A 12314-nucleotide genomic window follows, 5' to 3' on the forward strand; every position below is an offset into this window, starting at 1 on the left:
CCCCCGTTCCCGAGGTGGCCCAAAACCCCCCCCCCCCCCCCCCCCCGGGCCCTCTTGGGGTGCCTATCCCCCGGGTGGGGGCGCCCCCCCCCCAACACCCTTCGATACGACACACATTTGGAGCCACGGCTCGCACCGCCCGCCCTAGCAGCAGCGGCCCTGCGGGTTGCGGTCCTGGTCGGCGAAGCGTTGTCGCCAGTACTCACGCTCGGTCAGCGGCGTCGACGCCCCGTGGGTCGACGCGTGATGTGCGAGGTAGCGTTCGTAGTCGCGGTCGCCCATCACGCTTCCGACGTACCACCACACCGATCGCCAGCCGCGGGTGAGAACGTCGATCACGTCGACACCTTCTCGTGTCTGCTCCCCCGACCCGAATCACCTTGGGCCGCATAGTATTCGTCCCATTCCCGCTGGACGGCCTTCTCCGCCCGCGTCGCGAACAACCCACGCGGCCCGAAGATCTTCGACGGGACAGGTTTCTCCTCGGTGGTGGGTAGCCCGCCCGAGCGCAGCGCCTTCACCGCGATCCACATGCCGGCCGCCACCACGATCAGCACCAACACGGCGAAGATGATCGACAGCGTCCCCTGGATGAAGGTGTTGCGGATGACGGCGTCGATTTCCGACGCACTCTTGGCGGTCTTGAACGTGGTGAGTCCGTCGTTCTTCGCGTTCACGAATGCGCGGTGCTGCGCCCAGTAGCCGATGGCCGGGTTCGACGAGAAGATCTTTTGATACGACGCCGTCATGGTGACGATGAGGTCCCATGCCAGCGGTATGCCCGGTATCCACGCCCACTTCCATTGGCCTCGTTTGATCAACACCACCGTCACTACCGTCAGGGCGATGGCGGCGAGCAGCTGGTTGGCTATACCGCACAGTGGGAACAGCGTGTTGATACCACCCAGCGGGTCGGTGACGCCCATCAGGAGAATCGAACCCCATGCGGCACAGACGATCACGGTGCACAGCCATGCGCCGGGTCGCCACGACGGGTCCTTGAAGCGGCGCGCGCCCGGAAGGTTACCGATGCCGTCGGACAGCATGAAGCGGGCGACACGCGTACCTGCGTCCACCGTGGTGAGGATGAACAACGCCTCGAACATGATCGCGAAGTGATACCAGAAGGCGCGCAACGATTCTCCCCCGAACCCACGCTGGAGAGTCTCCGACATTCCCATCGCGAGCGTCGGTGCACCACCGGTCTTGGACACGATCGACTTTTCCTCGACGCCCGCCGCGGCGTCGGCGAAATACTGTGCGTCGACCGGCTTTCCGCTCAGTCCTAGACTGTTGACGTAGTCGGCCGCGCCTTGGTTCGTGCCCTGCGTCAGCGCCTTGGGCGCATTCATCCCGAAGTAGAGGTGCTGGTCGAGGATGCACGCGGTGATGAGCGCCATGATCGCGACGAACGACTCGGTGAGCATGCCGCCATAACCGATGATCCGCGCCTGCCCCTCCTTGGCCAACAGCTTGGGTGTCGTACCCGACGCGATGAGCGCATGGAAGCCCGACAGCGCGCCGCAGGCGATCGTGATGAACAGGAACGGGAACAACGCACCCGCAAATGCCGGACCGTTGCCATTCCAGGCGAAATCACTCACCGCCGGTGCCTTCATCACCGGTCGGACCACCAGGATGCCGATTGCCAACAGTGCGATGGTGCCGACCTTCATGAACGTCGACAGGTAGTCGCGCGGTGCGAGCAGCAACCACACGGGCAACACCGCGGCGGCGATGCCGTAGATGATGATCGCCCAACTGAGCACAACCGGTGACAGGCTGAACCAGTCCTGGCCCCAGGACGTTTCCGCGACGTAGCGTCCGGCGACAATGGCCAACAGGAGCAGGACGACGCCGATCACCGAGACCTCGCTGATCCTGCCCGGCCTCAGATACCGCAGGTATACGCCCATGAACAGTGCGATCGGGATCGTCATGGCTATCGAGAAGACACCCCACGGGCTCTCGGCCAACGCATTGACGACGACGAGTGCGAGCACCGCGATCAGGATCACCATGATGACGAGCACCGCGACGATGGCCGCCGTGCCCCCGACCGCTCCGAGTTCGTCACGGGCCATCTGGCCGAGGCTGCGTCCCCTGCGGCGCGTCGAGATGGCGAGCACCAGGTAGTCCTGCACGCAGCCCGCGACCACAGCGCCGATGATGATCCAGATCGTCCCGGGCAGATAACCCATCTGCGCGGCCAACACCGGCCCGACGAGTGGTCCCGCACCGGCGATCGCCGCGAAGTGGTGGCCGAACAGCACGCGGCGGTCGGTCGGCATGTAGTCGCGAGCGTTGTCGTACTCCTCGGCAGGAGTCGCGATGTCGTCGCGTGGCTTCACGACCTTCATCTCGATGAGCCGAGCGTAGAAGCGATACGCGACGACGTAGGTGCACAGCGCCGCGATGACGAACCACACCGCGTTCACCGATTCGCCTCGGACGAAGGCAATGATCACCCAGGCAACGGCGCCGAGCAGGCCGATGACTGCGAAAATCGCCTTCTTCCCCGGCGTCATCGGACTCCGGTCGATCACGGCCACCGGCGGGCGGTCGGGATCTGTGGTCACAAACTCGACGTCGGGAAACTCGTCACGCGTCGACGTCGACGATTCTGACACGGTTGTCATCGCTCACTGCCCTTCCTTGGAAGCTCGCACATGCCGCGGCTCACTCTACTCACGGTTATGTGATTCACATCGCATACGCAAAATGTGCGCAAGACAACCTAAAGTTCATTCTGTGCAACAGAGTGAACTTGATCTGAGGCGGTTTCTACGACGACCGATCGTCACGATCGCGCTCGTGGTGCTGTGCACTGCGACCCTGCTGGCCAGCGGCGGATTCACGTCCTCGCGGGCCGGCGCGGATCCCGGCAGCACACCGGTGCGCTACTCGGGCGGGCCGTACGTGGCGCTGGGCGATTCACGCGCCTCGGGCAGCTTCTTCACTCCGACGCCCGGCTACTTCGAGGGGTGCAAACGGTCGGCGCTGAACTATCCGACAGTCGTTGCGGCGCTGACTCTGCCGCGACGCTTCATCGACGTTTCGTGCTCGGGCGCACTCGCCGAGCATCTGTATCGGGTCGGCCAGCAAACCAGCGGCGGGTACAAGCCGCCCCAGGTGTGGTCGGTTCCGTCGGACGCGCAGGTCGTCACCGTGAGCATCGGCGGAAACGACATGGCGTGGGGACGCATCGTCGGACCCTGCGGCACTTCGCCGTTCGGCGACAGGCACTGCCGCTCGAACCGCGGCCTGGCGCAGCTCGCCGTCAACCGCATCGCTGTCATGGAGAACGCGGTCACTCCGGCGCTCGCCGCCATCCGCAGAAAGGCCCCGCACGCGCAGATCATCGTCGTGGGTATCGGCGGTTTCATGGGTTCGCACGGATGCTGGCCGCTCGTACCGATCAGCGACCCAGACGTGCGGTGGCTTCATGGGGTCTTCGACCGGGCCAACCGTGCTCTCGCACGTGCCACCGCAAAGGTCGACGGACAGTTCGTCGACGTCAATCGTGCGTCGGCAGGCCATGATCCGTGCGGCCTCACGTCGTGGTACGAGTCGAGTCTGAGTAATCGCATCGCGTATCCCTATCACCTGAACAAGTCGGGATCGATCGGTGTCGCGGCGCTTGTCAACGGCGCGATCCGACGCTGATCACTCCGGCAAAAACCCACTCTCACAACCCTATTCGAGCTGCTCGGCGACTTCGAGCCACTCCATCTCGGCTGCCTCCTTCTCGTCGACGACGCCGCGCAGCTCCGCGCCGAGCGTCACGAGACGCTCGGGATCGCTTGCCGCATCGGCCAATTCGACGTGCAGCTTGGATTCTCGCTCGTCCAACTGCGCGATCCGACGCTCGAGTCGATTCATCGCCTTGCGTGCCTCGCGGTGCTGCGACGCGCTCAGGGCCGGCGCAACTGGCGCCGACGACTTCTCGCCTGCCGGTGTCTCCCCTTCTGACTTGCCCCCTGCCGACTTGTCCCCTGTCGTCTTGTCCGCCACGCCGGACAGCACAGCAGAACGATTGTCGCCGGTGCTGCTGGCCGCAATCTCCTTGCGCCGCTGGAGATATTGTTCGATGCCGCCGGGAAGATTGGTGAGCTTGCCGTCGCCGAACAGAGCCCAGGTGGTGTCGGCGATACGCTCGATGAGGTAGCGGTCGTGACTGATCACGACCATGGTTCCGGCCCAGTTGTCGAGGAGGTCCTCGAGTTGCTGCAGGGTGTCGATGTCGAGATCGTTGGTCGGCTCGTCGAGCAGCAGCACATTGGGTTCGCCCATCAGGATGCGGGTCAACTGCAGTCGACGCCGCTCACCGCCGGAGAGATCACCGACCGGCGTGCGCTGGCGTGCTGGCGAGAAGCCGAGTCGTTCGGCGAGTTGGCTGGCCGAGATCTCTTTGTCGCCCAGCGTGATTCGCGTTGCCACCGACTCCACCGCGTCGAGCACCCGCTGGTCGGGGTCGAGGTCGTCGAGTTCCTGTTTGAGCCAACCGATACTGACGGTCAGGCCTTCGACCCGACGCCCGGGCTCGACGTCGACCTCACCGGCCAACGCGCGAAGCAACGTGGTCTTGCCCGAACCGTTGACGCCGACGAGACCGACGCGTTCGCCCGGCGCGAGGCGCCACGTGAGATCGTCGAGCAGGACCCGCCCGGGAGTGCCGTCGTCGCTCGGCGGTGTGTTGATGTGCGCGTCTTCGAGTTCGATCACGACGCGGCCCAGTCTGCGTCGCGCAAATGCCGAGAGCGCCACCGAATCTCGCGGCGGCGGTACGTCGGCGATCAGCTTTTCGGCAGCCTCGACCCGATAGCGGGGTTTGGAGGTCCGGGCCTGCGGTCCGCGCCGCAGCCACGCCAGCTCTTTGCGCGCGAGATTCTGTCGACGTTCCTCCGCGGCGTCGGCCTGTCGGGCCCGCTCGGCGCGCGCGAAAATCCAGTCGTTGTAGCCGCCCTCGTACTCGTCGACCTGACCGTCGTGCACCTCCCAGGTGCGGGTGGCGACGGTGTCGAGGAACCAACGGTCGTGGGTGACGACGACAAGCGCGCCGCGTCGAGAAACGAGATGCTCGGCAAGCCACTGCACGCCTTCGACGTCGAGGTGGTTGGTCGGCTCGTCGAGGATCAGGACGCCGGAGTCTGTGACCAGCGCGGCCGCCAGTGCGACCCGACGTCGCTGCCCGCCGGAGAGTTCATCGACGCGTCGATCGAGAAGACCGTCGATACCGATGCCCGCGAGGATGCCGCGCACTCGTGCGTCGCCTGCCCACTCGTGGACTTCTGTGTCGTCGCCGACGACGACGTCGGAAACTGTTGCGCCTACGGGTAGTTCACCTCGCTGCGTGACGACTGCGACGTGGATGCCACCGGTCTGCGAGATGCGCCCGGCGTCGGGTTCGGTGACGCCGCCGAGGATCTCGAGGAGCGTGGTCTTGCCGCCGCCATTGAGCCCGACGACGCCGATGCGCTGACCCTCGTGCACGCCGAGGCTCACCTCGTCGAGCAGCGGTTTGATCCCATAGCTCTTACTGATGCGGTCGGCGTTGATCAGCGCGGTTGGGTTGGCAGGTGACACCGGTCGAGGCTACCAATGCGCCCGGTGAGCGGTGGTCGTGGCCGTGTCTGGTCACGTGGCAGGCCACGCGGGCTAATCGTTGCTGAACGCCTGCCCGATTGTGCGCATTTCGTCGTCGAGGGACTGGTCGACGACGCTCGTGTGATCGGCGCGCGGGTGGGTGACGAACGAGACGTCGGCGCCCGCTGAGCGCAGCCGACGCACCAGTGAGGCCGAGAGTACGTAGGGCACAACAGGATCGAACAGGCCGTGATCGATCCGGATCGGCACATGCCAGTCGTTCGACGGCACCGACGTGTAGTCCGCGAGGGCGTCGGTGAATGCCTTGTCGGTGAAGGCGCGCGCAACGAGCGATCCCGGCGACACCGTGCGCATCGCGTCGGAGAAGTCGCCGGAGCATTTCTCGTGCGCGAGTTCGAGATACTTCTCACCCGTGACGGTCAGGTGATCGCGCACGTTGAGTTCGGGGCGCGCGTGGTCGAGGCCCGCGAGGATGAAGAGCAACAGCCCGCCGACGATGTTTCCCTTGCCAAGACTCGGCACGTTGGGTGTGAACGCACTGAACACCGACTCGATACCCGACGCGGGCGCGGCTGCGACAACCTCGTGTAGCCGCAGCTCAGGGGCATAGCTGGCGGCCATGTGCCCGGCCCAGAGCGCGGCGTGTCCGCCCTGAGAATGGCCCATCGACACCCAGTCGTTGCTCAGCCGAGACTCTTCCCAACGTGCCGCACGCAGCATGTCGAGCACGGAGTGCGCGGCGGCCCGACCACCGAGGTACTCCGTCTGCTCGGCCGTGCCGAGTCCCGCGTAGTCGGTTGCCGTGACCGCATATCCCGCCTTCAGCGCGGCGATGACAGCGGCGTCGACTCCCGACCCCGTCTTGGTCTTCGACGGCGCGCAGGCGTCGCCGATTCCAGTGGTGCCGTGAGCCCAGGAGACGATCTTCCACCCGCCGGGCGGCGGTGTGCCCTGCGGAATCCAGTAGATCCCCGACGATGGCGCACTGTGTCCGGACTGGTCGCGGGTGACGTATTCGACGCGTTCAGCCGCGGCGGCTCCAGGCGGGAGTTGCGCTGCAGGCACACGCTCGCGGCTGATGATCGTCCCACCGGGCACGCGGTCGTCGGCGCTGGCCGCCGGCGCCAGCGCGACGCTCAGCGAAGCCGAAACGACCACGGAGAGAGCAGCGCAGACGCCCCGCGCCAGGCCACGTCTCCCCTGTTGCATTCGCACAGGGTAGCGGCGTCGACGATCGGCTGGTTGGGCGTTACTCATCGGCACGCCATCGCTTATCGGCACGCCGTCACTCATCGGTCACGCGTGCGCCGGGGACGGGGCCGCTCGCCGTGCGAACCGCGCGGGCGACGCCCGCTCCCGACAGTTCTGCTGCGACGTTGACCGCCGACACCTCGTCGGCGCACAGGAACGCGCACGTGGGTCCGGAACCGGAGACGATTCCGGCGAGCGCCCCGGCGTCGACACCCGCACGCAGAGTTCGACGCAGCGTCGGCTGCAAGCTCAGTGCGGCACGCTGTAGGTCGTTGTGCAGGTGTGATGCGACGGCGTGGGCGTCGCCGGAGGCCAGCGCAGAGATCAGAGCATCGGGGTGCGCGGTCTCCGGGTCGACGTCGCCTTCTGGGACCTCGTGAGAACCGTTGTCCCGCAACCGGTCCAGCTCGCGGTAGACCGCCGGCGTAGACAGTCCGTCGCGTGCGAGGGCCAACACCCAGTGCAGTTCCCCGCGCGCGAGGACGGGCACGAGTTGCTCGCCGCGACCGGTGCCGAGTGCCGTGCCGCCGCGCAACGAGAACGGGACGTCGCTGCCGAGGCCCGCGGCGATCTCGGCGAGTTCGGAGCGGTCGATGTCGAGCTTCCAGAGAGCCGCCAATGCGACGAGCGTCGCCGCGGCGTCGGCGCTGCCACCCGCCATGCCGCCCGCGACCGGAATGCGCTTGACGATGTCGATCGAGACCGCAGGCTCCCTGCCGACGTACTCACCGAGAGCGATGGCCGCCCGTGCAGCCAGGTTGGTGTTGTCGACCGGGATGTCGGAGACGTCGCGCGAGCCGGACCCCCTGCCGTTGTCCCTGGTCACTGACACGCTCAGCGTTGTGGCGGGGGCGACGGCGACGTCGTCGTAGATCGAGAGCGCCTGAAATACTGTCACGAGATCGTGGTAGCCGTCGGCACGCAACGGACCGACGCCGAGGTGCAGGTTGACCTTTGCAGGCACCCGGACACGCACGGCGTCGGACACGACCGACAGCGACGTAGGAGACACAATGTTCCAGCGTAATGGACTGTGGTCCGGGTGAGGGTCCGGGTGAGGTGGGGAGCTGGCTTCACCAACGTCGCGCTCATCCAGATCGGAGCAGGCTCACAGCAGGCATTCTCTCGACGAGGCCGCCGAGCCACTGCGTGCAAAGCTGCAGTCAGCAGCGGGTGAGGTGCGTCTCGCGAGGACGCCTCGATCTTCTGCGCTCAGCCCCGTGGGTGTCCCCGAGAGAATCAGATTTTCGAAGCCGTCGTCGTTCTCCATCACTGTCAGCGTGTAGAGACGCTCGGTCGCCGACGTGTTCTCGATCCGATGCACCGAACCCGGCGGCAGCACGATGACCGAGCCGGCTCGTAGTGCAACGTCATGAGAATCGCTGTGCGCCAGCCCTTCACCCTGCAACACCACGAAGGTCTCTGTTGACGACGGGTGAGAGTTGTCCGGCTGTGAGCCGCCGGGCTCCCACACCTCGAAACACACCGTTGTCTGCGAGCCGGACGTCCGCGGACCTGACAATACGACGAGCACCACGGTGTCGTCTGGACTGATGCGGTACCCGACTACGTCGTCGACGTGCGCAGACACCGGTGGCGGTATGTCCTTGGTCATCGGACGACTTCCGGGTATGTCAGTGCGGGATGTATGCCGACCGCGGCGGCGCATCGGATCATGCGTCGAGTCGCTTCGGCGTCGGCTTCCTCACGCAGCGCATCCCGGCGGCCGCGCTCCCAGACGGCGTCGCCGCCGACGTGGACTGACGCAATGTTTCTCTGTCCGCACGCCAAGACATACGTCGCGATCGGGTCCCAGATCGGGCCCAGGTGAGGCGTCAGCGGGTCGACGACGACGAAATCGGCATACTTTCCCACTTGGAGCGAACCCACCTTGTCGGCAATGCCCACAGCGTCGGCAGCTCCTCGTGTGTGCGCCCACAGAACGGTTGCGGGCGAGAGGATCTGAGGATCGGAGTGCTTGGCACGCTGCAGGTAGAGTCCCGTACGCATGTTCTCGAAGGGGTCGGAGATGTCGGTGCACGACTGATCATCGACACCCATCCCCACGCGCACTCCACGATCGAGCAGCCTCGGAACGTCGGCTATGCCCGAGCCCAGTCTTCCGTTCGACATCGGTTGCCACACAACAGCTGTCCCCGATTCACAGACCCGCTGCACCATCTGTTCCGTCGGATGCACAAAGTGGCCGAACGCGAAATCCTCACCGAGACAACCCGCCGCGTCGTACCAGTCGAACTTCGCCTGCTGAATCCCGAGTTGCTCGGCGGTTTCCACGAAGTGCGCCTGGTTTGTGATCTCGTGCCGTGTCATCAACTCGCGCTCGCGTTCGGCTGTGGCAGGCGACGACGACCACTGCACGGAACCATAGACCGAGCCGCCGAGATTCGACGACGCGTCGATCGTCGACAGGTGGGCCATCACTGCGTCGAATCCGGCAACCGCGTCTCCGAGGGGCAATTGTTCGTCATCGAGACGGACGCTCGTCACCGACCGGATTCCGGAGTGCATCACACCGTCGACCTGTCGTGTCACGAACTCCGGCTCGTTGATCTGCTCTGCACGCAGAGTCGAAGAGCCGTAGTCGAAGAGCGACACGACCCTCGACTGCGTGAAGTTGTAAACCGAGGTGATGCCCGCTGCCAGGTGATCTGATGCACCCGCGAGCGATAGCCAGTACATGTCATCCGGTTGCGCATGCGAAAGCATCAGACTGTTCGTGCTGACCCACTCGTAGAGCGGACTTGTCGCGGCGACCCCGCGCATCGCTCCGGTGTAGATGTGACTGTGCGCTGAGACAAAACCCGGTGCGAGAAAACAGTTGTGCAAGTCGCGATAGGCGTCAGCGCCGGTTGGCGGCGTCCCATCGCCGAGCGCCGTGATTCGACCATCGGACACCGAAATCCAACCGTGGAACCAGTCGCGTTCGCCGTCGACGGGGAGAACCGTCGCATTGTGGAACACAGTCGAACTCATCCCGGTAACACCTCGGTCTCCCACTCATCGCCAGTCTTGCGGACGAAGCGAATTCGTCGCGATGGGCCGACAGGGTCGCCACGCCAGAACGTAATCTCGCAGGGCGTCAACATATAGCCGGCCCACGTCGGCGGAGGGTCGAGCTGGTCGTGTTGGGTGTCAAAACGGGCCCACGCATCGCGGCGATCTCCTTGCCGACGATGCGCCATCTCGACGTCGTTGCACCATGCCAAGATTTGAAGGTAGCGCGTACGTCTGGCGTAGGCGTCGGCGGCCTCTGTGGGATCGACCGGTCGCACATCGCCATACATCACCACCTGCTTCCCCTCGGTCGGCCACACCAGCGCGCACGCCGCTCGGGGCGAACGTGCGATCTGCTCGGCCTTGTCTGAGCGAGAATCCGTGTGGAAATACACTGCGGTGTCGTCACTTTCGGACAACAACACGTGACGCACACGCGGATAACCGTCGACACCATTCGTCGCCAGCGACATCAGCGGCGGAGCGCCTTCTCCACCTGACCTCGTCCATCTCCCGAGCAAAGTGAGAGGGTCGACACTGCGTTCCTCATCGGGCTCACAGTCGACGCCGAAATCCGCACTGCTGGTGATCATGCGCGTACCCGTCCCGGATCGAAGACCGCGACGTCACCCAACCCCGACACCAGGTCACTCACGCGTCGCTCGAACAAGTCGGCTCCCGTCAGAGCGTCAGCGCCGGTGGGATCACCGACGACTCCGGACTCATCGAAATCGGTTGAGAGCCAACCGAATTTGATGGACTTCGTAAAACCGACGTGCTCGTAGTCGGCAACCTTGTCCGCGACTGCGGCCACCGCACGGTCCATGTGTACGAGATCAGGTCGGACATGCAGCATCATCGAGGTCTCAGCCCATCCCGCGTGAATACCGAGTCCGCGTTCGGTAGGGCCTGGCGTCGCAGGTCCAGATGAAAAGAACGTCTGCAAGTCGAATCGTCGACGTAACTCGCGTGCTGCCACCTCGATCAGTGCGGAGTTACCACCGTGGGCATTGATCACCAGCAGACGTCTCGCCGGTGTCGAGGACATGGCCGATCCCAGATCGATGAGAGTTTCCAGAAGAGTCGACGCACGCAGCCATAGTGTCCCGGGAAGTCGCGCGTGCTCATCGGACTTTGTGTACGCCAACGCAGGCAGCAACCACACGTCATGCCCTGCGGCCGCGCCACGGTCGACGACCTCGGCGGCGATCGACTCAGCCATGATCAGGTCCGTCGACAACGGCAGGTGCGGGCCGTGCGGTTCGATAGCCCCTGTCGGCAGCACCAGGACGGAGTCACGACCGAGTGCGTCGGCTACCTCCGCAGTGGTCAGGTCCGCGTATCGCCTCGTTGCGGTGCTCACATCCACCTCCCCGGATTCAGCAACCCCTTCGGATCAGTGCGCGCCGCAACAGCTTTCACCCGATCAGCATCGAGATCCACGTACCATTGGTGCGGCGAATGGACGTTGACACCCAGTGCTTCCAATTTGTCGACACCCTCCATGATCTGTTCAGGGCTGTGGTAGATCCCGTTGAGCATGCCGAACATCATTTCGTGTCCCATTTCGAGGTGGACCATTCCGCCGTCATAGACGGCCTCTACCTCGTCGAGCCTCTCGACCAGTGCATCGCCGCGACATTCCATGTGAAAGTACTTGTCCGGCTGCGCTTTCTGAAGCCACCAGGTCGGGTGGTTGTACGAGAGCGTCGAGAGCTTCACGGTCTGCGCAATTCCCTCTCGCACCGCCTCGACGCGACCTCCCGCGGACACGACTCGGTCACACAGATCGTCTACGCACGCGACATCGACGATCCCCCTCACGCTTGCGCGGCCTCGCACGAGCGCAGGATCAGCCGGCAACGAATCGACAACCTCAGCGCGATCGGCGGAGAGTAGACGTGGTGCGGGGTCGAGCGACGCGGCGTCCAACGCCACTGCGAACGCGTCATGGTGGTCTGCGAAACTCGTGTACACACTGCGCCACTGCTGGAGCGGCTCGACGCGAACTCGGGCCCCGACGATCACACCGGCAACACCGTAGGTGTGGACCAATGGCTGCGCGTCGTCGCCTTCGAGGTGTACCAACTCTGCGTCCTCGGTGGCGTACACGACGTCGAGGGCGTCGACGAATCCCTGGTGATTACGGCCGTGCACGATCGTCCCGGTACCCGCCGAACCGCCCGCAAGAAACCCGCCGAGGGTCGACTGGACCGTCGAGGGGTACATCCACAGCTGTGAGCCGTTGTCCCACGCGTGTTGCTCGAGGGTAATCATGCGTGAGCCAGCCTGGGCCGTGATGCACCGCTCGTCGATGTCGTGGATGGCCGTGAGCGATGTCATGTCCATGACCAACCCACCGAAGCGTGGGACAACCTGGCCGTAATTACCTGTTCCCTTTCCCCTCGTGGTCAGCGGCACACCGCGACGCACAGCAGCAC

At 64.9% G+C, this 12314-nt stretch carries 11 protein-coding genes; 1 reads left to right on the plus strand and 10 read right to left on the minus strand.

Going from position 1 to position 12314, the window contains the following annotated elements:
- Window positions 1-144 precede the first annotated feature (144 nt).
- Together A5777_RS15695 and A5777_RS15700 are read right to left on the minus strand one after the other, a co-directional pair.
- Complete coding sequence (locus A5777_RS15695) at window positions 145-339, minus strand: YbdD/YjiX family protein (protein ID WP_064863352.1); 195 nt, start codon at window positions 337-339, stop codon at window positions 145-147.
- Window positions 336-2639 (minus strand): carbon starvation CstA family protein, encoded by a 2304-nt coding sequence (locus A5777_RS15700; RefSeq protein ID WP_064863353.1) that lies wholly within the window; start codon window positions 2637-2639, stop codon window positions 336-338. The genes A5777_RS15695 and A5777_RS15700 overlap by 4 nt, the downstream gene beginning before the upstream one ends.
- Before the next feature lie 175 nt (window positions 2640-2814).
- Here A5777_RS15700 and A5777_RS15705 point away from each other — a divergent pair, with 175 nt between their 5' ends.
- Window positions 2815-3666: an SGNH/GDSL hydrolase family protein gene (locus tag A5777_RS15705; protein ID WP_005207195.1), complete on the plus strand. Its 852-nt coding sequence runs from the start codon at window positions 2815-2817 to the stop codon at window positions 3664-3666.
- Between the two features lie 30 nt (window positions 3667-3696).
- On the opposite strand, the gene A5777_RS15710 is transcribed toward A5777_RS15705, so the two are convergent.
- The 8 genes from A5777_RS15710 to A5777_RS15745 form a co-directional block, all read right to left on the minus strand.
- Entirely contained in the window at window positions 3697-5586 is a 1890-nt protein-coding gene (locus tag A5777_RS15710) for an ABC-F family ATP-binding cassette domain-containing protein (protein WP_064863354.1), read from the minus strand.
- 72 nt (window positions 5587-5658) lie between these two features.
- Window positions 5659-6816, minus strand: coding sequence for a lipase family protein (locus A5777_RS15715; protein WP_005207193.1), 1158 nt, complete (start codon window positions 6814-6816; stop codon window positions 5659-5661).
- 76 nt (window positions 6817-6892) lie between these two features.
- The gene (locus tag A5777_RS15720; protein ID WP_005207192.1) at window positions 6893-7870 is read right to left on the minus strand and encodes a 4-(cytidine 5'-diphospho)-2-C-methyl-D-erythritol kinase; all 978 of its coding nucleotides are present in this window, start codon (window positions 7868-7870) and stop codon (window positions 6893-6895) included.
- Window positions 7871-7966: 96 nt separating this feature from the next.
- Window positions 7967-8473: a cupin domain-containing protein gene (locus A5777_RS15725; RefSeq protein WP_005207191.1), complete on the minus strand. Its 507-nt coding sequence runs from the start codon at window positions 8471-8473 to the stop codon at window positions 7967-7969.
- Window positions 8470-9852 carry an amidohydrolase family protein gene (locus A5777_RS15730; protein ID WP_064863355.1) on the minus strand — a complete coding sequence of 461 codons (1383 nt, stop codon included), beginning with the start codon at window positions 9850-9852 and terminating at the stop codon, window positions 8470-8472. The genes A5777_RS15725 and A5777_RS15730 overlap by 4 nt, the downstream gene beginning before the upstream one ends.
- Complete coding sequence (locus tag A5777_RS15735) at window positions 9849-10466, minus strand: pyridoxamine 5'-phosphate oxidase family protein (RefSeq protein ID WP_005207189.1); 618 nt, start codon at window positions 10464-10466, stop codon at window positions 9849-9851. The genes A5777_RS15730 and A5777_RS15735 overlap by 4 nt, the downstream gene beginning before the upstream one ends.
- A complete protein-coding gene (locus A5777_RS15740; protein WP_005207188.1) occupies window positions 10463-11236 on the minus strand; it encodes a creatininase family protein in 774 nt (257 codons plus the stop codon). Before A5777_RS15740 ends, A5777_RS15735 begins: the two co-directional genes overlap by 4 nt.
- On the minus strand, window positions 11233-12314 hold a 1082-nt coding region (locus A5777_RS15745; protein WP_064863356.1), incomplete at its 5' end, for an FAD-binding oxidoreductase. The genes A5777_RS15740 and A5777_RS15745, both read right to left, overlap by 4 nt.

Origin of the sequence: Gordonia sp. 852002-10350_SCH5691597, assembly GCF_001665715.1 — a bacterium.
Classification (GTDB): Bacteria; Actinomycetota; Actinomycetes; order Mycobacteriales; family Mycobacteriaceae; genus Gordonia; species Gordonia sputi.

Coding starts and splice junctions, on each gene's coding strand:
- A5777_RS15700 (WP_064863353.1), bottom strand. CDS start 2,639: ATGACAACCGTGTCAGAATCGTCGACGTCGACGCGTGACGAGTTTCCC.
- A5777_RS15715 (WP_005207193.1), bottom strand. CDS start 6,816: ATGCAACAGGGGAGACGTGGCCTGGCGCGGGGCGTCTGCGCTGCTCTC.
- A5777_RS15725 (WP_005207191.1), bottom strand. CDS start 8,473: ATGACCAAGGACATACCGCCACCGGTGTCTGCGCACGTCGACGACGTA.
- A5777_RS15730 (WP_064863355.1), bottom strand. CDS start 9,852: ATGAGTTCGACTGTGTTCCACAATGCGACGGTTCTCCCCGTCGACGGC.
- A5777_RS15735 (WP_005207189.1), bottom strand. CDS start 10,466: ATGATCACCAGCAGTGCGGATTTCGGCGTCGACTGTGAGCCCGATGAG.